Origin of the sequence: Niallia taxi (assembly GCF_004005475.1) — a bacterium.
GTDB lineage: Bacteria > Bacillota > Bacilli > Bacillales > Cytobacillaceae > Niallia > Niallia taxi.
The window spans coordinates 1-23,643 of record NZ_RZTZ01000013.1; the positions used below are offsets into that span (position 1 = coordinate 1).

Below are 23,643 nucleotides of genomic sequence, written 5' to 3' on the forward strand. Positions count from 1 at the left end.
TGTGAAAATCTTTTTACTCATTATTTTCTCCGTCTCCATGTTTCTCTAGTTGTGTTACATAATTATACAAAAAAATACCCTATAGGTAGACTTTTTTTAAGTGTCTACTCTATAGGGTACATTTTATGACTTCTGCTGGCTTTATTTTATTTACTTTGTGATTTTTTATTCAGAATATTTTAGTACTTTAGCAGGGTAAAAGTTATTATTGACAGCACTAGTTTTCTTACCGTATGGTATATATATACCGTTCACCGTATTTTGATTAATTCGGCACGGAGGCAGGCCTAACGAAAAAACAGAGCCAAATTGCCGTTTATGGAAATTACTAATGGATGTGCTTGTATTCTTTGATTTTAATTTGGAAAAATAGTAGAAGTATATGTAAAAGCTTTTAACAATTTACAAGTAATCTCCAATTTACAACTAGCAATTACACAATAAAGGAGAGAACACAAACATCATGAGCAATGGTAATAAACTTGGACTAGCTATATTGACATCACTTGTTGTCGGTAATATGGTCGGTTCGGGAATCTTTATGCTTCCTCGCTCTCTGTCAGAGGTAGCAAGCCCTGCAGGTGTCATACTCGCATGGGTTTTAACTGGTTTAGGCGTATTAGTTACAGCTTTAGTCTTCGGAAATTTAGCAATAAGAAAACCTGAATTAACTGGTGGTCCGCAAATATATGCAAAGCAGTTGTTTAAGGAAGGGTCGAACCTGTCACTGCTTTCCGGTTTTATGTCCTCATGGGGATACTGGATTGGGAACCTTGCAGGAAATGTTGCGATAATCACAACATTTGCCGGGTATTTATCAACGTTTTTCCCTATTTTAACTAGTGAGGCTGTCCTGTTTACAGCAGGATCCTTTACTTTAAGAGTCGGAAATGCCTTTACATTCGCCGTTTGTACCTTGCTTTTATGGGGAACACATTTTATTATTTTGCGCGGGCTTGAAAATGCAGGAAAACTGAACTTCCTTGCTACTGCAGCTAAAGTTGTCGGTTTTTTGCTGTTTATAATCATTGCACTGTTTGCGTTTGAAGCAAGTAATATACTGCCATTTGCTGAAGTAAAAACAGATGCTGCAGGCAACTCAGTTGGTTTATTAGGACAAGTTAATAATGCAGCGGTTACGACACTATGGGCATTTCTTGGTGTTGAATCTGCCGTTGTGTTTGCAGGCAGAGCCAAAAAGAAAATGGATGTGAAACGTGCTACGATTTTGGGACTGTTTCTTGCGCTGGCAATCTATATTGGCATAAGCACATTGGTTATGGGACTGTTAAGTCAAGATGCACTCGTTTCTTCACAAAAACCATTGATTGATGCCATTGAGGTCGTGCTTGGACCGATAGGCGGCAAAATCCTTGCTGGTATCGGGCTGATCAGCTTATTTGGGTCCACAATCGGCTGGGTAATGCTTAGTGCGGAAATACCTTATCAAGCTGCAAAGCAAGGGATTTTCTTAAATCCTTTTAAGAAAGAAAACAAGCATGGCATGCCAGTATTTTCTTTAGTGCTGACAAACATACTTGGACAATTATTCATTTTCTCTACTGTGTCAAACAGTATTTCACAAGCATTTGACTTTGTCATTTACATTGCTACATTGGCATATCTTGTTCCGTACTTGATTGCCTCGTTGTTCCAAGTGAAGCTTACCTTCACTGGAGAAACATATGTGCATAATAAAGGCCGAAAAATAGACATGGTAATCGGTATACTTGCATCCATTTACTCCATATGGGTCATTATTGCAGGAACAGCAGATATTAAGACATTTCTGTTCGGAGTCATCCTACTCGCAAGCGGTATATTATTTTATCCAAAAGTCCGCCGCAGCCAAAGTCTAACTAATAAATAATAAAAAGCGAAGCAGAAAAAATGCTTCGCTTTTTTTTCATATAGAGGAAGTACTACTATCCTTTTCCTCCCAGTCGACATTATGCTCTTCTGCCAGCTTATCAATCTCATTTTGATATTCACGAAGCAAGGAGCGCGCTTCTTCCAACATACCGTTAGCCTCTTCTATCAACAAAGGATCCTGTGTTTCAAGGGCCCTGACTATTTTCACAAACGCATTATATTGAAGATCTGCGCCTTTTATATAAATTTCATGAATTTCCCTTAACTCACTTGTTTCAATTGGAACAGAATTCAATTCCTTAATAAACTCATTGTACGTCGGGATGACAGTTGATACTAAAGCATCATACATGGTTATATCATCACTATAGTTTATACCTGAAACTTGATCATAGGCAGAAACAGCAGTTGCCTCCAGCTCAAAGGCTGTTAGCATTTCCTTATTAACATAGTCCATTAAATCATCCTGAATAGGATCACTGAAGCATGCAGATAAAACAAGCATGATTGGTAAAATGGAGAAAAAAATAACTTTTTTCACTAAAAAACCTCCTTTACCACAACTTATGAAGGAATGGAAGTCCACTATGTATAGCAGAAAAGCCCAATTATGTTGAAAAAGGAAAATAATTACTCGAACTATCTTGTAATGCAAAATAGTGTATGATAATCTGTATTCATAAGCTATCTTGCATTGCAAAATAGCTAGTCGATCGAAGGGAAAGAAGCAGATGTCATCAAGTCAAATGCTTAAAGGCGTTCTCGAAGGCTGTTTATTAGCAGTTATCGCAAAAGGCGAAGTGTATGGATATGAAATGATTGAAAGATTAGAAGCGTACGGATTTACCATGATTAGTGAAGGCAGCATCTATCCTGTGCTGCTGCGAATGAAAAAAGAAAAGCTTGTTCATGTTGAAACAAAAGCATCACCATCTGGACCGAAAAGAAAGTATTACACACTAACAGCAGAAGGCTACAGTGAATTAACGCAATTCGAGGAAAGGTGGCTGCTTTTATCCAAAAGTGTCAACGAATTATTCAAGAAATAAAGGAGGTCGTAAGTTATGGAGCTATCGGCGAAGGGTCAGGAATTTATCGATAATCTTCAATTATATTTAATGGCCAGCGGTAAAAAGGATGCAGAAATTAATGAGATAGTGGAAGAATTGACAGACCATCTAGTAGAAGCGGAAAAGGATGGCAAAAACATTACAGAAATTACAGGCGACTCCCCAAAAGCCTATATGGAAAGTTTAGCTAACGAAATGAAAACAGACTATAGAGAATGGTTAAAGTATATTCCTCTTGTGTTTATAAGTGTCATAGCCTATAAACTAATCGGTGACACCCTTCTAGGTGAAATAAGCTATTCATTAGCAGTAATTATTGGTCAGCCGTTAGTTGTTGCAGTAATGCTATTATTATTTGTCCTTACATTCAAAAAGTTTGCGTCAAATACAGAAGCACTGTCAAAAAAGATGATGATTGTTGTCATGATACTCAATATCCTGTGCACTTCAGCATTTGTTCTGCTTTTATACTTTGGCAACAAAGGGACACCGGTGCTTATAATTGATAATTTTGCTGGAAAGCTGGGTGTTGCAGCAGTTGCATTCGTCTTCTTAGCATGGTTTGCATGGTGGTCGAAATCCTTATTACCTTTTATTCCATTAATGATTTATGTTCCTACATTAGCAGTACAATATTTACCACTAACAAATGAGGAAAAAGCAATATATTCCGCCATCCTCTTCGCCTTGTTCGGAATCATTTATTTTTTGGTTATCTTTATAAAAAGCAGAAAAGAAAAAGCGAAAACAGCTTAACTGCTAACGGACAGCAGACGTGAAATAACACTTCTTTAAATATTACCACCACTTTGACACCTAAAATTAGGTGTTTTTTTAAACTAATAATTGAATATTTATTAATAATATTGTATAAATATTATATAACCAATCGTACTGAGGAGAATAATAATGGACTACCAAATAACAAATGAACTCCCTACATTTGAACAGTTTGCAGCACTCCATGAAGCAAGCGGACTGCTGCAAAACAAAAAAGGAAATTATACACGAGAACAACTATATGAAGCTGCCAAAAACAGCTGGTATTATACAGCTATTTATCATAATGACATATTAACAGCATTTGGAAGAATGATTTCAGATGGCGTTTATCAGTCTCTAATCTGTGATGTAATGGTAAACCCAGATATGCAAGGGCAAGGTCTTGGCAAAAAGGTGATTGAAGAGCTTATCCAAAAATGCAAGGATAGCGGCATACAAACAGTCCAGCTTTTTTCGGCAAAGGGAAAGCATCCCTTCTATAAAAAGCTAGGCTTTCAAGAGAGAGAAACAGACGCTCCTGGCATGACAATTTTAATTTAAAGATAAGAATCACATATGAAAATATTGTAAAATCCAACTAAAATATGCATATCACTCCTAATTTTGGTAACGATATTGTTATACATATAAAGGAGTTGAAATGTATGGAAGAAAAAATGAATGAGCCAACCGGCGAAGACATGTTAACAAATCGCCAAGGCCATCCTGTAACAGATAATCAAAATGTAAGAACGGTTGGGAACAGAGGCCCGACAACACTGGAAAATTACGATTTCTTAGAAAAAATCACACACTTTGACCGTGAAAAAATCCCTGAAAGGGTTGTTCACGCAAGAGGTGCTGGGGCGCACGGGTATTTTGAGTCATATGGTACTGTCGGGGATGAACCTATTTCCAAATATACAAGGGCGAAAATTTTCCAAGAAAAAGGCAAACAAACACCGCTTTTCGTGCGTTTTTCAACAGTTGTCCATGGTGTTCATTCTCCAGAAACGTTAAGAGATCCACGAGGATTTGCGATTAAGTTTTATACAGAGGATGGCAACTGGGATTTAGTGGGGAACAACATAAAAATTTTCTTTATCCGTGATCCGCTGAAATTTCCAGATATGGTTCATTCCTTTAAGCCAGACCCTGTTACAAACCTGTCTGATCCGGAAAGAATGTTTGACTTCCTTGCATTAACACCTGAATCCATGCATATGATTACATTCTTGTTTTCACCATGGGGTATACCTGCCAATTACCGGCAGATGCAAGGATCTGGCGTACATGCCTATAAATGGGTGAACGAGGAAGGAAAAGGTGTTCTTGTTAAATACCATTGGGAGCCAAAACAAGGCATCAAGAACTTAACACAAAAAGAAGCGGATGAGCTTCAAGGAAAGAACTACAGCCATGCAACACAGGATTTATATGAAGCGATTGAAAAAGGCGATTATCCGGAATGGGAGCTATTTGTACAAATCATGGAGGATGGAGAGCATCCAGAATTGGATTTTGATCCACTTGATCCGACAAAGCTTTGGTATAAAGACGATTTCCCTTGGCTTCCAGTCGGAAAGATGGTTTTGAACAAGAATCCGGAAAACTACTTTACAGAAGTAGAGCAAGTTGCATTCGGTACAGGTGTAATCGTGGATGGAATGGACTTTTCTGATGACAAGCTTCTTCAAGGAAGAACCTTCTCCTACTCTGATACACAGCGACACAGAGTCGGAACAAACTACCTGCAATTGCCAATCAATAAACCGAAAAAGCATGTGGCAACAAATCAGGAAGGCGGCCAAATGGATTTCCGGACGGAGTTCGGCAAACACCAAAATCCGCACATCAATTATGAGCCATCTGTTATCGGCGGCTTAAAAGAAGCGGAAAATCCCGGAAAAGAGCATGAGCCGCATGTGGAAGGCGAAGTGAAACGGGAAAAAATCTCTCGTGAAAATAATTTCGGACAGGCTGGAGAAACATACAGACGTTTTTCTGATTTTGAAAGAGATGAACTCATCAGTAACCTATCATCCGCACTTGCTGCTTGTCGTGAGGAAATACAAGCAAAAATGGTCGAAATGCTGACACAATGCGATGAGGATTACGGTAAAAGAATTGCAGAAGGAATCAAGAAGATAACAGAAACTAGAGTCGATAAAATGGAAGAGGCTGTGCAAACAGCAGAGGATGTGTCCCATCCCTCTGATCCTTACTAATAATGATTTAGCCTGCTGTGTTTATAACAGCAGGCTGTTTCTTTTTGTGGATATGTTGACAAAATTCCAAATTTATGGTATTAAATAAGCGTTAGCACTTGAAATCTATGAGTGCTAACGGCGTTACATATTCGTTTATTCTTACTTTTGAAAGGAGCTATTTGCTAATGATGGAAACAAAGGAATTCAAAGCCGAATCCAAAAGGCTTCTCGAAATGATGATTAACTCTATTTACTCACAAAGAGAGGTTTTTTTAAGAGAACTGATTTCTAATGCAAGTGATGCCATTGATAAAATCTATTACAGGGCATTATCAGATGATGCAATAACCTTCCATAAAGAAGATTACTATATAAAGATTAAAGCAGATAAACAGAAGCGGACTTTGACCATAACAGACAGCGGCATTGGAATGACAAAAGAAGAGCTGGAGAATAACTTAGGGACAATTGCAAAGAGCGGTTCTCTTGCCTTTAAGAATGAAACAGAGCTAAAGGACGGGCATGATATTATCGGCCAATTTGGTGTAGGTTTCTATGCTGCCTTTATGGTTGCAGATGTTGTAACTGTTACCTCAAAATCACTGGACAATAGTATTGCCTACAAATGGCAATCAAAGGGTGCTGACGGGTACACAATCGAAGAAGCTGCCAAGGAACAAGTCGGAACGGAAATAGTGCTAACATTAAAGGAAAACAGTGAGGAAGACCATTATGATGAGTTTTTAGACGAATATCGTTTAAAACAAATTATAAAAAAATACTCGGATTTTATCCGTTACCCAATTAAAATGGATGTGTCTGTTTCTGCTCCAGAGCAAGATGACAATGGAGAATTTGCTGAGTTTGTGGAAGAACAAACAATTAACAGTATGGTGCCAATTTGGAGAAAAAACAAAAGTGAACTTACGGATGAAGATTATGAGCGCTTTTACGAGGATAAACGTTATGGATTTGATAAGCCGTTAACACATATTCATGTGGGCGTGGATGGAGCAATCCGCTATAATGCCATTTTGTATGTACCGGAAAAGGCACCATTTGATTATTATTCGAAGGAATATGAAAAAGGCGTAGAGCTGTATTCTAACGGTGTTCTGATTATGGAAAAATGCGCAGATCTTCTGCCTGATTATTTTAGCTTTGTAAAAGGGCTTGTTGATTCAGAGGATCTTTCTTTAAATATTTCCCGAGAGATGCTTCAGCATGACAGACAGCTGAAAAAAATCGAAAAAAATATCACAAAAAAAATTAAAGGCCAATTGAAAACACTGTTAAAGGACGAGCGGGAAAAATATGAAGCATTTTATCAATCCTTTGGCAGACAATTGAAATTCGGAGTCTATAATGACTTTGGTGCAAATAAAGAAATGCTGGAGGATTTGCTGCTGTTTTATTCCTCAAAAGAGAAAAAGCTCGTTTCTTTAGATGAATATGTCTCCAAAATGGCAGACGAGCAAAAGTATATATACTATGCAACAGGTGAATCTATTGAAAGAATCAATAAACTTCCCCAAACAGAGCTTGTCGCTGACGAAGGCTATGAAATTCTTTATTTCACTGATGATATCGACGAGTTCGCCATTAAGATGCTTCGTGTCTATAAAGACAAAGAATTCAAATCTGTATCTTCAAGCGATCTTGGTATTAATGTGAATGATAAGGAAACGACAGAAACAGAGGAAGAAGTTAAACCATTACTGCAGTTTATGAAAGACGCCCTTAACGGAAAGGTGAAGGATGTGAAGATTTCAACAAGATTAAAATCTCATCCAGTTTGTCTTTCGACAGAAGGCGAATTAACGATTGAAATGGAAAAAATCCTTAATGCGATGCCTGACAGCCAGGGTGTGACAGCCGATAAAGTGCTCGAAATTAATACAAGCCATGAAGTATTTCAATCATTAAAAACAGCATTTGCACAGGATAACGATAAGCTTACACTGTATACAAATCTATTATACAATCAAGCGCTGCTTATTGAAGGACTTCCAATTGAGGATCCAGTAGAATTTACGAATAATATCTGCAAAATTATGGGATAGAAACGGAAAAAACAGCCTTAGCCGGCTGTTTTTTGTCATTTGTTCAGAGCTCGTCTTTTTTGACGATACCTGGATTTATAAGCATAATAGAAATGGTAATATACCAAAAAAGGAGGAGAATATGATGGATTCTCAATGGAATTTTCGTGCATTAAAGATAAACTTAGGTTCGTTCACGATTTTCCCTACATTATTATGGAATAAAACGAATGCTCTTCTAGTGGATACAGGCATGCCCGGCACGCTTGCTGCACTGCAGGAAGCATTTGCAGAAAATGATGTACCTTTTGAGAAACTTTCCGCCATTATAATAACACATCAGGATTTGGACCATATTGGTAGTCTGCCAGAATTAATGGAAGCATCAAACAAAAGGTTAGCTGTATTTGCACATGAACTGGATAAACCGTATATAGAAGGAACAAAGCTTCTTCTTAAATTGAGCGGAGAGAAATTAACCGCAGAAAAATGGGCATCTATACCTGATAGTTTAAAACCATTCTATGAGAATCCTCCAAGTGCGGATGTAACGCATCTCCTCACAGATAAAGCGGAGCTTGAAGGTTATCCTGGCATTGAGGTCATTACTACACCAGGTCACACACCTGGCCATGTCAGCCTTTATATAAAAGACAAGAAAACACTTATTGCTGGGGATGCTCTCACTTGCATAGACGGGAAACTAGCCGGACCTGTTGCACAGCATACATTAAATATGGAAGAAGCGTTAGAATCTGCAGCTAAATTTCTTCACTATGATATTAATACAGTAATTTGCTACCATGGTGGTATTGCTGCAGGTAATATCAAGGAACAATTAAAAGCAATCATAACAAAATAAACGAAAGGGGACAGAAAATTTCAAGGTTCCTGTCCCTTTTCATTTATTGGTATTTCTTTAAAGGCTCGTCTGCCGGTCCTTCCAAAACATCTCCATCAAAAGAGAAGCGGGAGCCGTGGCATGGGCAATCCCAGGTTTTTTCCCCATTATTCCAAGCTACCTCACATCCAAGATGGGTACATGTTGTATCCACCATATGCACAGTTCCTTCCTTGTCCTTGTAACAGCCGACTTTTTTGCCGTTAATGCGGAGTATGGAAGCTTCATCAAGGGATAATTCCTTTTCTTGATCAGCTGACTTAAGCTTTCCGCCAATCAAATGCTTCGCTACATCTAAGTTAATACTAATAAATTTGCGTAAGCTTGGATCTGAATAAAAGCGGGAAGGTGTATACAATTCTTCATATGGATTTTGTTTGTTTAACACCAAATCAGCAAGCAAAAGAGCTGCTGCTGCACCGTTAGTCATCCCCCACTTCCGATAACCTGTTGCCACGAATACAGAATCATGACCTTTTTTAATACAGCCAACATACGGAACTTTGTCTAATGTAATTAAGTCCTGTGCCGACCATTCGTATACAACCTTGTCTGTTTTCAAAGCATTTTTTCCAAACTCCTTAAGTGCTTCATAATGCCTTGCTGTATCTTCATCTTGTCCTGTTTTATGACTGTCACCACTTATTAAGATGAGGTTCTTGCCATTATGTGTAACAGGACGCAGGGATCTAGTAGGAGTATCAGCGCTATAGTACATTCCGCCAGGATAGTCATTCGTTTCTTCAACTGCGACAATATACGACCTTTCCGGATACATCCGAGCAAAGTAGAAACCATTTGCATCGTAAAATGGAAAATGGGATGCACTGATAACCTTGTCTGCATGAACCTTAAAGCCATCTCTTGTAACTACGGCCACTTTTTCGGACTGATTTTCCTCAACATCTGTAGCTGTCGTATTTTCAAATATTTGCACATTTTCCATTTTCTCGATTAACTTTTTGAAAAACTGTAATGGATGAAATTGATATTGATCTTTCATTACTAATGCTGCTTTAATTGGAATTGGCAATGGAATAGAGGTTACTAGCTCACAATCAATGCCGATTTTTTGATAGGCAGCATGCTCCTTCTTTACTTTTTCTGCATATTCATCCGCAACAGCATATAAAATCGCATCGTGCTTTTCCAGTTCGCAGTCTATATCAAGCTGCTCTGCCAAGACTTTTATAAACTCCATCGCATTATTATTTGCTTCATAATATAGTTTGGCTTTTTCTAATCCCATATTTTCTATCAGCTCATCATAAATTAGTCCGTGTTGTGCGGTAATTTTCGCTGTGGTGTAGCCTGTTGTACCACTCATTAATGTATCTGCTTCAAGCAATATAACTTGATGACCCTGTCTGCCGAGCAAATAAGCTGCTGTCAATCCAGTAATTCCTCCACCAACAATACAAACCTCTGTTTCTTCATCCTTAGAAAGCTTTGAAAAGGATGGTAGCTTTACTGACTCTCTCCATAAGGACTGATGTTCCTTCATACAATTTCATCTCCTCTTATTGTTTAAGATTATGTTCCCCAGCAGAGGAAATAAAAAACAGTTAATCCAAAAAATAATAAGAAAAAGTCGCAAATCTTGCCTACATTGTCAAACTAAATTATAGTAAAATAGTACTAAAACTATGTTTACTCGTTAAAAATATAGGGAAAATGAATGATAAACATCTAGACGTAAAGAACGAAGTGGGGGAAACAATTTTGGTTTGTGATGTATGTGTTCCAAGAGCAAAGGGCTATAGTGTTTATTTTCCAGATGCACATTCCATGACACTGCTCCTAGACTATCTCAAGGAAAGCTCTGCAGATGAATATAAATTGGTAGACAATACAACGGTTTGGCTGTTAGAGCCTGTCTTTTTTTCATTTGTCGATTATGCAGCAGTTCATTTAGGTGAATATGGAATTGAAGCAGTCGAAGCAGAGGTATTTAATCCAGCAAAAAATGAAAACAACAAAAAGCCGATTCATCTGTTTGCAAAAGAAAGGGAAACTGCATGGATTGATGAGTTAATTTCAGAAAACAGAATTATAACTCATTATCAGCCGATTGTTCGTATAGAAGAAAATATCCCAACAATTTATGGACATGAATTCCTGTCAAGAGGCTTGAATAAAGACGAATCTATCATTCCGCCATATAAACTGTTTGAGGCAGCCAGGGTTAGAAATAGAGTTTTTTCATTAGATCGCGCTTGTCGTCTCCAATCTGTCAGAAATGCTGGCATTGTTAAAGATAAGTTGATTTTCATTAATTTTATACCTACCGCTATCTATGTACCGGAACATTGTCTTGCAAGTACCTTTGCTTTAATCAAAGAGTTAGAAGTAGAGCCTTCACAAGTAGTGTTTGAAGTAGTAGAAACAGACGAGGTGCAAAATATTGATCATTTGAAGTCGATTCTTTCATACTATCGAAAGCATGGCTTTAAATATGCGCTTGATGATGTTGGCACAGGGTACAATCACGTTGATAAGTTGGAGCTGCTTGACCCAGATGTAGTAAAGCTTGCGATAGATTATGTTAATGGTGTCAGCAAGGACAAACAGAAGCAAGAGGTAGCTCTAGCCGTATTACAAAGAAGTCATGCAATTGGCGCACTTGCCCTAGCAGAGGGTGTCGAGCATATCGATGATTATCACTTCCTAAAGGACATGGGATATGACTTATTTCAAGGATATCTGTTTGCAAAGCCGTTAGCTGTTCCAATGACTGACTTGGAATTGCAGGGTTCAATGCTCCAAAAGTCTTAAGTGTTGACATTTATCATTCTATATGTTTAAATAAATCCAAATATTATATTTCAAAAACTTATCCAGAGAGGTGGAGGGAACTGGCCCATTGAAACCTCGGCAGCGGATTCATCATTTTTGATGAAAACTGTGCCAATTCCAAGGACGCGAATTATTCGGTCTTACAGATAAGAGGAAGAAATGCATACGACAATGCATTATATGTAATAAAAAATCCTCTTCTGTCAAGAAGAGGATTTTTTATTTCCTCCCTATACAAGACTAGGATGAGTTTTACAGGAGGCAAAATAATGGACTTTGAACAAACACCATCATTTCAGGATGAAAAAGATGACTTGATAGAAAAGCTAATAGCACTTGGTATATATAAAAAAGAAGCTTTACATTTGTTTGAACTTACGATAACAGAGCTAGAGGAAGTGTATGCACAAGCAGCCTGCAATCAGGGTAACTGAAATCAAGGATAGGGATATTGTTGTGTTATTTAGGCTGTGTTGTGTAAAATAGATAGCGACAACAAAAAGGCTGGTGCGGGAATGAAAAGAGCAGCAATTTATATAGCAGCAGTTTTTGTTTGTATACTTATTGGCTTGTCATCGAGATATACAAGCATTTACCCGAAAATATTACAGGTTCATCTTGGTGATGCCGTGTGGGCGAGTATGATTTACTTTGGTTGTAAGCTGATCTTAACTAATGATAAAAAACTGCCCGCAATCCTTTATCCTCTTTTGTTTTGCTGCTTCATTGAATTTAGCCAAGCGTATCAAGCAAATTGGATAGTAAATATACGCAGTACATTAATCGGTGGACTTATTTTAGGAAAAGGGTTTTTATGGATTGATTTAGTCCGGTATACAATCGGGATAGTAATTGCCTTTTGTGCAGATAATTTTCTATTAAAAAGAAAAACTGGCTAACACCTGCTTCATAAAAAACGGCCATTAATTTAATTATTTGTGTTTTCCTGTATTTACGTTATAATAATGGTTGAGTTTTTAACAGTTCTAGGCATTTATGCCGATAATTTAAGATTGAGAGGTTCTAGCCCCCCTCTTTAAAAAAACTAAGAAGAAGCAGCACTTCTCTCTTGGAGTGCTGCTTTTTTTTATGAATAGGCTAAGATACGTTTATTTTTGATGCAACAATAATAAATATCCTTGTTGCGGTTTGGTAGAAAGGGAGTAATTTAGTATGTTAAGAGATGAAAAAGCAGTTGTAGTTTTTAGTGGCGGACAAGACAGCACGACATGTTTGTTCTGGGCGTTGGAAACATTTAAAGAGGTAGAGGTTGTTACCTTTAATTATAACCAACGGCATAAGGCAGAAATTCAATGTGCGATTGATATTGCTGGTGAGCTTGGTGTAAAGCACCATCTTTTAGATATGGAATTATTAAATCAATTGGCACCAAATGCTCTAACAAGAAGTGATATCGAAGTCAAAGAAGGAGAAAACGGGGAGCTTCCTTCTACGTTTGTTCCAGGAAGAAATCTTGTTTTCTTATCCTTTGCTTCTATATTGGCAAGCCAAATTGGCGCAAAGCATATTATTACAGGCGTTTGTGAAACAGACTTCAGTGGATATCCAGATTGCCGTGATTCTTTTGTTAAATCACTTAATGTAACGCTTAATTTGGCAATGGATACTTCATTTGTTATTCATACACCATTAATGTGGCTTGATAAAGCGGAAACGTGGAAGCTTGCTGACGAATTAGGCAGACTTGATTATGTGAGAGAAAAAACATTAACATGCTATGAAGGTGTTATTGGGGATGGCTGCGGGCAATGTCCGTCTTGTGTTTTGAGAAAGGCTGGATTAGATAAATATCTTCAAGAAAAGGAAGCGAACTAAGAATGGATACAAACTTCTTCGGCTTTAGAATCGTGGAAAACCTGCAGAAATTCGGCAAAGACATAAAAAAAGAAGAGCTGAACTACCACCAAAAAAGAGTATTGATTTCAAAGGAATTCACTTTTGATGCAGCACATCATCTTCATTGCTATGAAGGAAAATGCAAAAACCTTCATGGGCACACTTATAAAGTTATTTTAGCAGTAAGCGGATTGACGAATGAAATCGGACTTGTTATCGATTTTGGTGACTTAAAAAGCATTTGGAAGGATAAAATCGAAATTTATTTGGACCATCGCTACTTAAATGAAACACTTCCAAGCATGAATACAACCGCAGAAAATATGGTCGTGTGGATGTATGAAAAATTGAAGCTTGAATTAAAGCAATACAACAATGACATTCAGCAATTAAGAGTGGAATATATAAAGCTTTATGAAACACCAACGAGTTTTGCAGAAGCAAGAAGGGAATGGATGGGATGAGCAAAATACCGGTGCTTGAAATTTTCGGACCGACAATACAAGGAGAAGGAATGGTTGTCGGCCGAAAAACAATGTTTATCCGCACTGCCGGGTGCGATTACCGCTGCTCATGGTGTGATTCTGCTTTTACGTGGGATGGCACTGGCAAGGATGACATCGTCCTTATGACAGCGGAGGAGATTTGGGAACGACTTTATGAAATAGGTGGAGATTGCTTTGACCATGTCACTATTTCAGGTGGCAATCCAGCGCTCCTGACAAATCTTATCCATTTTATTGAATTGGCTAAGAAAAAGAAGATCCAATTGGCATTGGAAACACAAGGAAGCAAATGGCAGGATTGGTTCTGGCAAATTGATGATTTGACGATTTCACCTAAGCCGCCAAGCTCTGGTATGAATACTAATTTCACCATTTTAGATGATATCATTGAGAGGCTAACAGAAAAAAATAATGTGTTCAGTTTAAAGGTAGTTGTATTTAATGAGGCTGATTACGAATATGCGAAGCTAGTGCATAAGCGTTACCCTCAGGTACCATTTTATTTGCAGGTCGGAAATGATGATATTACAAATGGCAATAATGAAGAATTGCTTCAAAAGCTTTTAGCAAAGTATGAATGGCTTATTGATATAACCATGAATACAAAAGAAATGAATGCTGTACGTGTTCTTCCACAGCTTCATGCTTTAGTGTGGGGAAATAAAAGAGGCGTTTAGACCATAAATATCCTTTTTTATCCATATATACAGGTTGAAAATACCTATATATCAAGCCTAAATTCCTTTTTAATGGATAATCTTATCTTACTAACGGAGGAATTTTGTAGAATATAATCGAAAAATATCAAAAAAGCATGTATAATAGACTTTTAGAATAGTAGATTCTAACAAGAGGGAGGATCTGATAGTAATGGAATGGACATTAGCCATTTTATTTGGTGCAGCACTGTTGCTGTTGATTGCTTCAACAATCAGAAGCCGAAGAACAGCTAAAGCAGAACAAAGGGAAATCGATATGATTCACCTTTCTGTGACAGAAGAATTAACACAGCTGCAAACACAAGTGCGCAATCTAGAGCTCGATATAGAGATTATTGAAAAAGAAACTGGCGTACGTTTATCTTCAGCTGATCGCGTTAAATTAAGAGAAGTTTTAGATTTGCATCGCCGCAAATATTCTATTGAAAGTATTGCTGGCCAAAAGAAGCTTCCAGTAGAACAAGTGGAAAAAATGCTTGCTCCTTTTATGATGGAGAAGGACGAAAGGAGACCTGTTGTAAATGAAGCCTAGTATCATCAGCAGTTTTGCAGCAGGTTTACTATTAGCAGCAGCAGTCAGCAGCGTTGCTTATTTTGTCACAAAAGAGGATGCACCAAAAGCAGCAGAAACGACAGCTACAAATACGACTGCAACAGAGGAGAGTACAGAAGGTGTTGAAACAACACCGACTGTCGAAGAGATGCAAGATATACTTTCATCCTCCGGATATGTAGTTCAAACAAAGGAAGCCGCTGAGAAAGCAGAATCAGATTGGCAGAAAAAAGTCGATGCTGCAGAAGAAAAAGCAAGTGAAGGTAAAGAGAGCAATGGTGATGTAGTGTACCGCACTGCCATTTACGTTTCAAACGGAATGACAAGTATTGATGTTGGTAATGCATTGAAGGATGCTGACATCATCAAAATGAGCGGCTTTGAATTCTCTAAAGAAGTAGAGAAAAAAGGCGTTGAAAAATACTTGAAGCCAGGCTCTTATAAAATTGACAGCTCCATGTCAACAAACAAAATTATATCTACTATTTTCCAAAAACAATAAAAAAAATCACTTATGATGCTTGTATGCTAAACGGCTATACAACAAATCATAAGTGATTTTTTTGTGTTTTAGGTTTTAAACCATGCTTTTTTTTTCTAAATCCATAATATGTTAATAGAAGCTTTTATGGAAGGTGAAAAAATGAAAAGGACGAAACGAAGCAGAGGATTTTGCCTGCCAGGAGGCTATCGCTATTGTGGACCTGGCTGCAGTGGTCCTGGTGCACCAATAAACTATGTGGATTCATGCTGCAAGCAGCATGACGACTGTGTAGCACGATTCGGCTCTAGCTGCAGATGTGACAAGCAGTTAATTGAATGTGTTCAAAGGAAAACGGCCGAAAGGACGCATGAAGGCAGTACAGCAAGACTTATTTCTGGCTTTATGAAATTGCGGACAGATATGAATTGTCCGAAGCAAAAAAGGTCTCATCGTCGCAGATAACAGTGTTAACGGTCATTGCTTTTGGGCGGAAGGAAACGAAAACAACTCCTGTATATGTTCCTTGTCGCGATAAGAACGATAGGAAACAAGGATTTGATCCTCTATGGAAGCATCCAGATGCAGGATATAATCATGTTTTTTCTCTAAGTAATAATTGATTCCTTCTGCCTGTAACTCATAAAAATAATAAAAGTCTCCTAATAAAAACTGGCTAACCATATTGGCATCAACATGTTTTTCAATAAATTCTGCAAGCTCGATGACAGAAACAGTGGCTTCTTGTTGAATTTGAGCAGTTTCTGCACTCTGCATAAAGGTATTTTTTGCTTTTGCCAGCATAGCTCCTAAGAAATTATTCATTGTCTTCCTCCCGTAACTATTTGTATGGATAGTATGTACTAAAATGTGTTACCTATCCTTATGACAGTCTGAGGTTGTTTGGAAGGAAGTACTAGACCGAAACAACTGTAAATACATAAAAAAAAGGGTCTTAAGCAAGACCCTTTTAGGAGAACCTAAATGTAAATAAAACGAGTGTTAAGCCAACTACCCACAGCATCGGTATCAGGTTAATGATAATTGCTGCTGTTTTTCTTTTTTTCCTGAATATCCAGGAAAGAATCGTACAAGCAATAACGGCAACTGGATATAAACTAATGATAATGACAAATAGAATATTATAAAAGCTGAAACCACCGTCAAAGCTCATGAATGAAAGCCCCCAAATAGGCAGCCAAGGTATAAGGCATAGCACATAAACAATTTGTGTAATAATTAAATAAGCTCTCATATTTTCCCTCCCTTATTTTTTTCGATCTCCCTTCTCATTATAATCAGAAGGGAGATGATTCACATGCATCTAAAGACTAATGACCATATTTCTCTCGTCCATAATGGTCGTGAAAAGAAGGTGCCCATTCTATTGTATTTTCTTTGTTCCTTTTATGAGAAAAGACGCACCTTTCGTAGCTTATATTAATTCCGTTCAATCGTCTATTCTTTTTTTAAAATTAGCCAAAATGTTGAGAGTATTTTAATTTCATACGAAGCAAGGAATACGCAGAAAAAGCTGCGCCATTTTATTTCTTGCCAGTTTTTTTAAGGACTCCACAACACGTCTGTTAATTTACTGTTAAACAAATTAGTATCAATATTGCATGTTTCTGCATCGATTCCATACTGCCAGCCATATGCCAATGAGCCTTCTGGTGCATCCACATCAAAGTCAGGTGCATTTTCTTCCGTTGTTACGCCAATACTTGGTGATGCTGACCAAATAAATGTGTTATCCTTTATTTCCTGTTTGTTCTTAGAAGCTTGGTTGAACGTATTCACTAATTCACTGCCGCTGTCAAAAACGCCATAGATGCCTGGCTCAAAGTTAGACGCATTCATTTCATCATACCAGCCTTCAATAAAGGCAGCATCAACAGGGTATGTCGGCTCAATATCTGCAAATATAGCAACCCCATCAGGTGTTCCTAATTCATTGGCCAGATCAATTGCCTCCTTTGCTTCATTTACACCATTGTCATATCCTGTAGCGTCATTAAAGCCATTGTGGATAAGCAAAACATCTGCATCATTTTCATGTATTAAGTCAATCTGTGCACTTGTTAAGCCTGCTGAAACGCCTTCATTATGACCTAAATAGCGTGCCACAATTTTTGGGTTCCCAAAGTTCTCGTTAACACATTGATAAAACTCTTCTGTTGTTTCACTAGCTGAATCAATTCCCCATATATAAACAGGCTTTTCCTCGGAGGAATTATTGTTTTCATTAGTTGCTTCTTCTTCGGATGCTTGCTCCTCTTCAGAAGAATTTTCATTGCTACTATCAGTAGCCTCCTGTGAAGGCTCCTTGCCAGTTGTTGTAATATCATTTATCACGTCTACATTAACATGAAGCTGGATGTTATTGATTAAATTATTTTCGATTTTAGTTTGTCCGTTGCCATTTACCTCATTATTAATACTATTATTCAAAGAACCAGTCAACGTACCGTTTAAAAGACTTTCAAGTTTATTTGTAAGTGTCACTTCTGCTTGATCGCTGATAGAGTTTGTTAAACTATTTTGAATGTCTGCATCTTGATTGTCTACTTCATTTTTAATCGAACTCTCAATGTCTGCCTTCGCTTCACCGCTTACATTGTTTTGAATGTTATTCGTAACAGATAAGTTCGCGCTGGTTTGTTCTGCGTTTTGTTGGTCAGACTGATTTTCTGTGCTAACATTGCCAGTGGCATCAGTACTGTCAGCGACAGCTGTGGGCTTTGAATTTGAATACAAGAATGCTCCGATGCCTAATAAAATAATTAAGAAAGCTGAAGTTGCAATGATTAAATATTTTTTCCAATCCATCGTATCACACCTTCCTTTAGTCCTCTTAATTACAATATGTTGAATTGCAACCATTTGTTCGGGCTTGTCTGATAGAAGAATAGGTGTAGTTTCTTAGTGGCTGTATAGCAAAAGCAAGGTGCGGAAAAGCTAAAAAAAATGCTTAGTGGGTGAGAAGTATGTTCTTTGTTATTTTTTTCTATTTCGCTTGGCTGTTTGCAGCCATATTCTATATCCAACCAAAAGTAATTTCTAAGGCTGAAAATATGATTATTTTTTTAATTATGCTTGTCATAAGTATTCATTGGAACTGGATTATTTACGAGGAGCTTATTTTGGTATCCATCTCAAAAAGTACGGGTGACTATCTATCTTTTTTAATTTTTCGCAGTGTCATCGTTCCCTTAGCTGCAATTATCTATATAAACATCATTCTGAAAAACACGACGAGGCTGAAAACAATCCTTGTCACCTTTGGTGGTGCTTTCTGTTTATTTGTGTTTATTTTGCTTGCATTAGCAGGCGAGATTATCGAAATGAAGCATTGGAATCTTATTTTTGACTATCTATATTTCGTTTTATATTTTTGTGCAGTTTTAGTCATCCATTATGTTTATGTAGCAACTATACAAAAAGAGGGTAATATGACATGACACTAATTGGAACTTTTGATACGAATGAAATAGCATTGCTTATTTTTATCGGTGTTTCCTATGCCATCATGGCAATATTGCCCAAGAGATTATCAACAGAATTGACTGTATTAAGCATTGTGTGGGGGTTTACCATTGGTGTTCTGTTTGATTTCAGTATTGGTGGCGGTCAGCTTGATTACTACAAGGTCAATGATACAAATCATTTTGAACTGTTTGATTTGGTTTATTATCTGTTGTTTGTCCCTTTCGGCTACTGCTTTAATTACTTTTATGAGGTATTGAAGATAAGAGGTGTCATGAGCTTGCTTTACATAGTTGGATGGGTTGGTATCGGAATTGGTGCCCAATTTGTGTTTACTATCCTGCATATCATCACATTGCAAAACGGCTACAAGCTCATTCATTCCATCCCGGTATTCTTAGTGATTCAAACAGTGACAGCTTTTCTGTATGCATACATAAAAAAAGAGGAACAAAAAAGTGAAGCAAATGAACAATAAATGAAGTCCAATTCAATTGTATTTATTAATTATTTATGTTTAAATGTCGAAAAAAAATAACTTTCTAACTCAACTAAAAATATGCCGTAAGCAACTGTATTTCTCCCGACAAGAAGTCAGTACTACCATTTGTCACGAAAATCATCTGGTCTCCATACACTGATATTAGTTGACCGATGAAAGGAAAGAGTCTTTATAACTATATTTACCTTTTAGACGGTTCATACTCACTAGTTCTATAAAGGAGATGGTTAGTATGACAAAAATTTTTATTGATCCAGGGCATGGTGGAACTGATTCTGGAGCTGTTGGAAATGGATTACTGGAAAAGGATTTGACTTTAACAATCGCCAAAAAGATTCAAAGCTTGCTTCAAGGTTATGAAGATGTTGAGGTGCGGATGAGCCGCACGACAGATAAAACATTATCGCTCAATCAACGTACAAATGCTGCTAATAATTGGAATGCAGACTTTTTATTATCGGTTCATATCAATGCAGGCAGCGGAACAGGGTATGAGGACTACCGCTACAATACACTTGCTATTTCAAGCAGAACAGGCAAAATTCATGCGACCATTCATAATGCTATTATGGATGAGTTAGCAGCTTACAACATCGTAGACAGAGGTACAAAAGCATCCGATCTGCATGTATTACGTGAGTCTAATATGGACGCCATTTTAACAGAAAGCTTATTTATCGACACACGCAAGGATGCGGCCCTTTTGAAAAACGATGAATTTCTTAATGCCGTTGCAGCAGGCCATGTTAAAGGACTTGAAAGAGCCTTCAATCTAAAGAAAAAAGCAGCCGTTTCAACCTACAAAATTAAATCAGGAGATACACTTTGGGATATTGAAGAAAGATTAAACATCGATCATGGAACTTTAGAGAAGCTTAATCCAAATGTAAATCCATCAAAGCTTAGTATTGGCCAAACAATTCGGATTAAATAGTCATTAGAGAATCATAGGCTCAGCTGTTTAAACAACAGAAAAGTTAAATACAACCCCCTGCCAAATCCAGGGGGTTGTATTTATAATAAACAAGATACTAGGTTTTAACTTATTGGGTAAGCTAACAGTATGCAAAGCATTTGAGGTGATTGTTTTTGGTGGTGGATCGATTCATTTTAGCCAGCATACTCGTTATTAGTATCATCATTGCATGGAGATTCATCCCGAAAGAAAAAGCGAGGGATGCCTTCATTTTATATTTGGTTATCCAATTCATCACATGGCCGACAGGTTTGTTGGTTGTAGAAATGAAATGGATTGAATACCCCATCCAATTACTCCCAGATGATAATCATGATTATAAGTCGAGTATATATTTTGAGTTTTTTTTGTTTCCATTAACAGCCATACTTTTTAATTTTCATTATCCAGAAACAAAAAAACTTCTGTTTCAAGTATTATATTATCTTCTGATTGCCGGTTTTTTCACCGCCATAGAATTTATGCTTGAACGGTATACAAAGTTGGTAGAATATCATCAATGGCAATGGTATTGGAGCTACTCAAGTGTTATATTTGTATTATTTTTAAGTCATATTTACTATCAATGGTTTAAAAAAGGATTAGGGTGAAAACCATGCAAAAAGAAGCTTGGATATTACTCCTTTTATGGGCAGCTGCACTTATAGTATTATTTCGCTATTTCCGAAAAAGCAATAAACGATTAGCCCAAATGGTTTTTCTGTGCTCACAGTCCATTGCATGGGTTTATGAATTCATTCAAATTAAACTGCATCTCGTCAAATTTCCCTATAGAGAATTTCCATTCGCCACCGATTTAAGTTTTTCGCTTCATTATATGATTTTCCCAACTATAGGAATGTTATTTATCCTTCATTATCCGCAAGGCACGAATAAATTAAGGGTAATGGTCCACTTTTTGGTATTCGGGCTCATCATTCCGACATATAGTGTTGTCGTTGAAAGGACAACCTCCTTAGTAGAATATCTGCATTGGAATTGGCTGTTAGGCTTTTGTTCCAGTATTATGATGTTAGTAATCCTGAGAATTGTTGCGTGCTGGTTTCAAAAAGGGATGGTTACAGAAAAAGCAATGAAGTAGTGAAGAAAATAAGAGGATAAACAAAACAAAGCTTTATAGCAATATCGCTATAAAGCTTTGTTTTGTTTATAACCAGTAACTAGTAACAGACAGTCCGCTGTATACCTCGTCCCAAATTGCGTTATTATTAGGCTCCTCTAAAGGCACTTGGACAGCACATATACTTGGATGTGACCAATGCATATCGCTAGCAGTTTGTATGCCGCTTACTGGCTGCATAATTAACAGATTAAACGGAAGACCATTACGAAGCTGTGAAATGGCATCATAAAGTGCTCCTGCCTCTTCTTGTGTAGCGAAGCCCCATCTTATAAACAACACCTTCGGGCTACTTGCCAACTTTTCAAAAAGGCTGGAGATACGCTTTTGCAGCTTTTCCTTGTAAGCCGGATAATGAACAGACCAATCTTGATTAGGGACAATCGGGAAATCATGAACAGAGGTAATATTATAGAAGGTATCATAAATAAAGTGTGCATTAACTGGTTCTGCCCCGCCTTGCGCGGGCATAACTGCCACACCATCATCAAGAGAGCTGGAACTTCCTTCTGTTTGGACAAGATTCGGGAATTCCATAAAGCCTTGAAACTTGTTGTTAAATAACCGAGTCACATCTGAAACTGAGTTGGACACCATCCAATCAAGGGGAAAGGCAAATCTCCGTAAATTATGCCTTCTTAAATTCAAGGAAGGTCCGCACCAGCTGCCAATTCCAAGCAGTAAATCATAGGACCCTTTTAGTTCCTGTAAATTCAATATCATCATTCCTTTGCTTCTGCATGCTATTCATATTATTAAATGTAGCTTAAAGCTAGTTTGATTGGACAAAGCATCAAAATAGGAAGCGTGCTTATTATTCACAAAAATACTAAAGATTTTAGGATTTATTAAGAATCAGCGGCTATAATGCTAAGGGAGTACAATTTATTTCAGGAAACATAGATATTATTAATATAGGAGGAACAATCTTGACATTAACTAGCTTTCTAATATATTTACTTGCCGCAGTCATTCTTCTGCATATCCCCATACTAGGAAAGTATGTTGCGGTCATACAAACATTGATCCATGAAATTGGGCATGGAGTAATGGCGATTATTTGTGGAGGAAAAGTCAAAAAAATACACTTGTTCGCAAATACAGAGGGCCTTGCCTTTACTATGCATGCTAATTGGTTTTCAAGATTCATCACAACACTGTCAGGGTATGTGTTTGCATCTGCGTTCTCCTTTTTTTCTATTTGGATGATAACAATAGGAGCATATCGCATGCTGTTATTTATTTATATAGGTTTGTGCTTAACAGCATTAGTTTTGTGGATTAGAAATCTTTATGGTTTTATTTGGATTGTTTGTGCAAGCAGCGTTTTTCTATGGCTTTCGATTTACGGAAGCGCAATGCTAAAGGTTCATATCCTCCAGCTCCTTACATGTATTTTGTTTGCTGAATCCATTAAAAGTGCTTTTACAATCCTTTATTTGAGCATTAAAAGGCCGAAAAGGGCCGGAGATGCAACAAGCCTTGCCGAAATGACAAAAATCATCCCTGCTTTTATTTGGGGCTTTCTGTTTTTTAGTCAAGCATTGTTTTTTAGCTATTTAAGTGTTAACCATATTATTCAATGAAATAGGCTGATTATTAACTAAACAAAGTTCTATTGAACAAACTCGCTTTTTGTAGGACGCAAGCTTATAACATTAACCAAAAGAAAAATGAACCTATTATAGAAATCTCTATAATAGGTTCATTTTTCTTTAGTCATAATTATGCCTTTTATAACCCTTTTCTATAATCAGCCAATCAGCTAAATCGAATATTAACTTTCATGA

General features: G+C 37.3%; 28 protein-coding genes and 1 riboswitch. Of the genes, 22 read left to right on the forward strand and 6 right to left on the reverse strand.

Going from position 1 to position 23,643, the window contains the following annotated elements; all coding sequences use genetic code 11:
• Positions 1-463 precede the first annotated feature (463 nt).
• Positions 464-1,870 (forward strand): amino acid permease, encoded by a 1,407-nt coding sequence (locus EM808_RS22180; protein ID WP_127740885.1) that lies wholly within the window; start codon positions 464-466, stop codon positions 1,868-1,870.
• A 36-nt stretch (positions 1,871-1,906) separates the two neighbouring features.
• On the opposite strand, the gene EM808_RS22185 is transcribed toward EM808_RS22180, so the two are convergent.
• Positions 1,907-2,413, reverse strand: a complete 507-nt coding sequence (locus EM808_RS22185) for a hypothetical protein (protein WP_127740887.1) — start codon at positions 2,411-2,413, stop codon at positions 1,907-1,909.
• 190 nt (positions 2,414-2,603) lie between these two features.
• Here EM808_RS22185 and EM808_RS22190 point away from each other — a divergent pair, with 190 nt between their 5' ends.
• The 6 genes from EM808_RS22190 (at position 2,604) to EM808_RS22215 (ending at position 8,818) form a co-directional block, all read left to right on the forward strand.
• Positions 2,604-2,921: a PadR family transcriptional regulator gene (locus EM808_RS22190; protein ID WP_127740889.1), complete on the forward strand. Its 318-nt coding sequence runs from the start codon at positions 2,604-2,606 to the stop codon at positions 2,919-2,921.
• A gap of 15 nt (positions 2,922-2,936) precedes the next feature.
• Positions 2,937-3,698, forward strand: coding sequence for a DUF1048 domain-containing protein (locus tag EM808_RS22195; RefSeq protein WP_127740891.1), 762 nt, complete (start codon positions 2,937-2,939; stop codon positions 3,696-3,698).
• Positions 3,699-3,851: 153 nt separating this feature from the next.
• On the forward strand, positions 3,852-4,265 hold the full coding sequence (locus tag EM808_RS22200; RefSeq protein ID WP_127740893.1) for a GNAT family N-acetyltransferase: 414 nt from the start codon (positions 3,852-3,854) through the stop codon (positions 4,263-4,265).
• Positions 4,266-4,369: 104 nt separating this feature from the next.
• Positions 4,370-5,932: a catalase gene (locus EM808_RS22205; RefSeq protein WP_182103307.1), complete on the forward strand. Its 1,563-nt coding sequence runs from the start codon at positions 4,370-4,372 to the stop codon at positions 5,930-5,932.
• Positions 5,933-6,102: 170 nt separating this feature from the next.
• Positions 6,103-7,977: a molecular chaperone HtpG gene (gene htpG / locus EM808_RS22210; RefSeq protein WP_127741148.1), complete on the forward strand. Its 1,875-nt coding sequence runs from the start codon at positions 6,103-6,105 to the stop codon at positions 7,975-7,977.
• A 121-nt stretch (positions 7,978-8,098) separates the two neighbouring features.
• The gene (locus EM808_RS22215; RefSeq protein ID WP_235856686.1) at positions 8,099-8,818 is read left to right on the forward strand and encodes an MBL fold metallo-hydrolase; all 720 of its coding nucleotides are present in this window, start codon (positions 8,099-8,101) and stop codon (positions 8,816-8,818) included.
• A gap of 43 nt (positions 8,819-8,861) precedes the next feature.
• On the opposite strand, the gene EM808_RS22220 is transcribed toward EM808_RS22215, so the two are convergent.
• Positions 8,862-10,361, reverse strand: a complete 1,500-nt coding sequence (locus tag EM808_RS22220; protein WP_127740897.1) for an FAD-dependent oxidoreductase — start codon at positions 10,359-10,361, stop codon at positions 8,862-8,864.
• A 218-nt stretch (positions 10,362-10,579) separates the two neighbouring features.
• Here EM808_RS22220 and EM808_RS22225 point away from each other — a divergent pair, with 218 nt between their 5' ends.
• The 9 genes from EM808_RS22225 to EM808_RS22265 all read left to right on the forward strand — a co-directional run bounded on the left by EM808_RS22225 (position 10,580) and on the right by EM808_RS22265 (position 16,234).
• A complete protein-coding gene (locus tag EM808_RS22225) occupies positions 10,580-11,632 on the forward strand; it encodes an EAL domain-containing protein (RefSeq protein WP_127740899.1) in 1,053 nt (350 codons plus the stop codon).
• Positions 11,633-11,687: 55 nt separating this feature from the next.
• Positions 11,688-11,806, forward strand: a riboswitch (SAM riboswitch).
• Between the two features lie 116 nt (positions 11,807-11,922).
• Positions 11,923-12,087 carry a Fur-regulated basic protein FbpA gene (locus EM808_RS22230; protein WP_127740901.1) on the forward strand — a complete coding sequence of 55 codons (165 nt, stop codon included), beginning with the start codon at positions 11,923-11,925 and terminating at the stop codon, positions 12,085-12,087.
• Positions 12,088-12,168: 81 nt separating this feature from the next.
• A complete protein-coding gene (locus EM808_RS22235) occupies positions 12,169-12,552 on the forward strand; it encodes a ribosomal maturation YjgA family protein (protein ID WP_127740903.1) in 384 nt (127 codons plus the stop codon).
• A 274-nt stretch (positions 12,553-12,826) separates the two neighbouring features.
• A complete protein-coding gene (gene queC / locus EM808_RS22240) occupies positions 12,827-13,489 on the forward strand; it encodes a 7-cyano-7-deazaguanine synthase QueC (protein ID WP_127740905.1) in 663 nt (220 codons plus the stop codon).
• Positions 13,490-13,491: 2 nt separating this feature from the next.
• Positions 13,492-13,974 (forward strand): 6-carboxytetrahydropterin synthase QueD, encoded by a 483-nt coding sequence (queD, locus tag EM808_RS22245; RefSeq protein ID WP_127740907.1) that lies wholly within the window; start codon positions 13,492-13,494, stop codon positions 13,972-13,974.
• Positions 13,971-14,693, forward strand: coding sequence for a 7-carboxy-7-deazaguanine synthase QueE (gene queE, locus EM808_RS22250; RefSeq protein ID WP_127740909.1), 723 nt, complete (start codon positions 13,971-13,973; stop codon positions 14,691-14,693). Before queD ends, queE begins: the two co-directional genes overlap by 4 nt.
• A gap of 193 nt (positions 14,694-14,886) precedes the next feature.
• A complete protein-coding gene (locus tag EM808_RS22255; RefSeq protein WP_127740911.1) occupies positions 14,887-15,267 on the forward strand; it encodes a hypothetical protein in 381 nt (126 codons plus the stop codon).
• Positions 15,257-15,790, forward strand: a complete 534-nt coding sequence (locus EM808_RS22260; RefSeq protein WP_127740913.1) for a TroA family protein — start codon at positions 15,257-15,259, stop codon at positions 15,788-15,790. Before EM808_RS22255 ends, EM808_RS22260 begins: the two co-directional genes overlap by 11 nt.
• A gap of 141 nt (positions 15,791-15,931) precedes the next feature.
• Positions 15,932-16,234, forward strand: a complete 303-nt coding sequence (locus EM808_RS22265) for a Parvovirus coat protein VP1-like protein (protein WP_127740915.1) — start codon at positions 15,932-15,934, stop codon at positions 16,232-16,234.
• A gap of 12 nt (positions 16,235-16,246) precedes the next feature.
• Here EM808_RS22265 and EM808_RS22270 read toward each other — a convergent pair whose 3' ends face one another.
• From EM808_RS22270 to EM808_RS22280, 3 genes are all read right to left on the reverse strand, one after another.
• Complete coding sequence (locus EM808_RS22270) at positions 16,247-16,594, reverse strand: hypothetical protein (protein WP_127740917.1); 348 nt, start codon at positions 16,592-16,594, stop codon at positions 16,247-16,249.
• A 145-nt stretch (positions 16,595-16,739) separates the two neighbouring features.
• Positions 16,740-17,024, reverse strand: a complete 285-nt coding sequence (locus EM808_RS22275) for a hypothetical protein (RefSeq protein ID WP_127740919.1) — start codon at positions 17,022-17,024, stop codon at positions 16,740-16,742.
• Positions 17,025-17,332: 308 nt separating this feature from the next.
• A complete protein-coding gene (locus EM808_RS22280) occupies positions 17,333-18,598 on the reverse strand; it encodes a glycoside hydrolase domain-containing protein (RefSeq protein WP_164849743.1) in 1,266 nt (421 codons plus the stop codon).
• A gap of 158 nt (positions 18,599-18,756) precedes the next feature.
• On the opposite strand from EM808_RS22280, the gene EM808_RS22285 reads away from it, so the two are divergent.
• The 5 genes from EM808_RS22285 to EM808_RS22305 all read left to right on the forward strand — a co-directional run bounded on the left by EM808_RS22285 (position 18,757) and on the right by EM808_RS22305 (position 21,814).
• Positions 18,757-19,230 carry a hypothetical protein gene (locus EM808_RS22285; protein ID WP_127740923.1) on the forward strand — a complete coding sequence of 158 codons (474 nt, stop codon included), beginning with the start codon at positions 18,757-18,759 and terminating at the stop codon, positions 19,228-19,230.
• On the forward strand, positions 19,227-19,733 hold the full coding sequence (locus EM808_RS22290; RefSeq protein WP_127740925.1) for a hypothetical protein: 507 nt from the start codon (positions 19,227-19,229) through the stop codon (positions 19,731-19,733). Before EM808_RS22285 ends, EM808_RS22290 begins: the two co-directional genes overlap by 4 nt.
• A 256-nt stretch (positions 19,734-19,989) precedes the next feature.
• Positions 19,990-20,691, forward strand: a complete 702-nt coding sequence (locus EM808_RS22295; RefSeq protein ID WP_164849744.1) for an N-acetylmuramoyl-L-alanine amidase — start codon at positions 19,990-19,992, stop codon at positions 20,689-20,691.
• 158 nt (positions 20,692-20,849) lie between these two features.
• Positions 20,850-21,323 (forward strand): CBO0543 family protein, encoded by a 474-nt coding sequence (locus EM808_RS22300; protein WP_235856687.1) that lies wholly within the window; start codon positions 20,850-20,852, stop codon positions 21,321-21,323.
• 5 nt (positions 21,324-21,328) lie between these two features.
• Positions 21,329-21,814: a CBO0543 family protein gene (locus EM808_RS22305; RefSeq protein ID WP_127740931.1), complete on the forward strand. Its 486-nt coding sequence runs from the start codon at positions 21,329-21,331 to the stop codon at positions 21,812-21,814.
• A 66-nt stretch (positions 21,815-21,880) separates the two neighbouring features.
• Here EM808_RS22305 and EM808_RS22310 read toward each other — a convergent pair whose 3' ends face one another.
• Entirely contained in the window at positions 21,881-22,579 is a 699-nt protein-coding gene (locus EM808_RS22310) for a DUF1796 family putative cysteine peptidase (RefSeq protein WP_127740933.1), read from the reverse strand.
• Between the two features lie 203 nt (positions 22,580-22,782).
• On the opposite strand from EM808_RS22310, the gene EM808_RS22315 reads away from it, so the two are divergent.
• The gene (locus tag EM808_RS22315; protein WP_164849745.1) at positions 22,783-23,439 is read left to right on the forward strand and encodes a M50 family metallopeptidase; all 657 of its coding nucleotides are present in this window, start codon (positions 22,783-22,785) and stop codon (positions 23,437-23,439) included.
• The last annotated feature ends 204 nt before the right edge of the window (positions 23,440-23,643 follow it).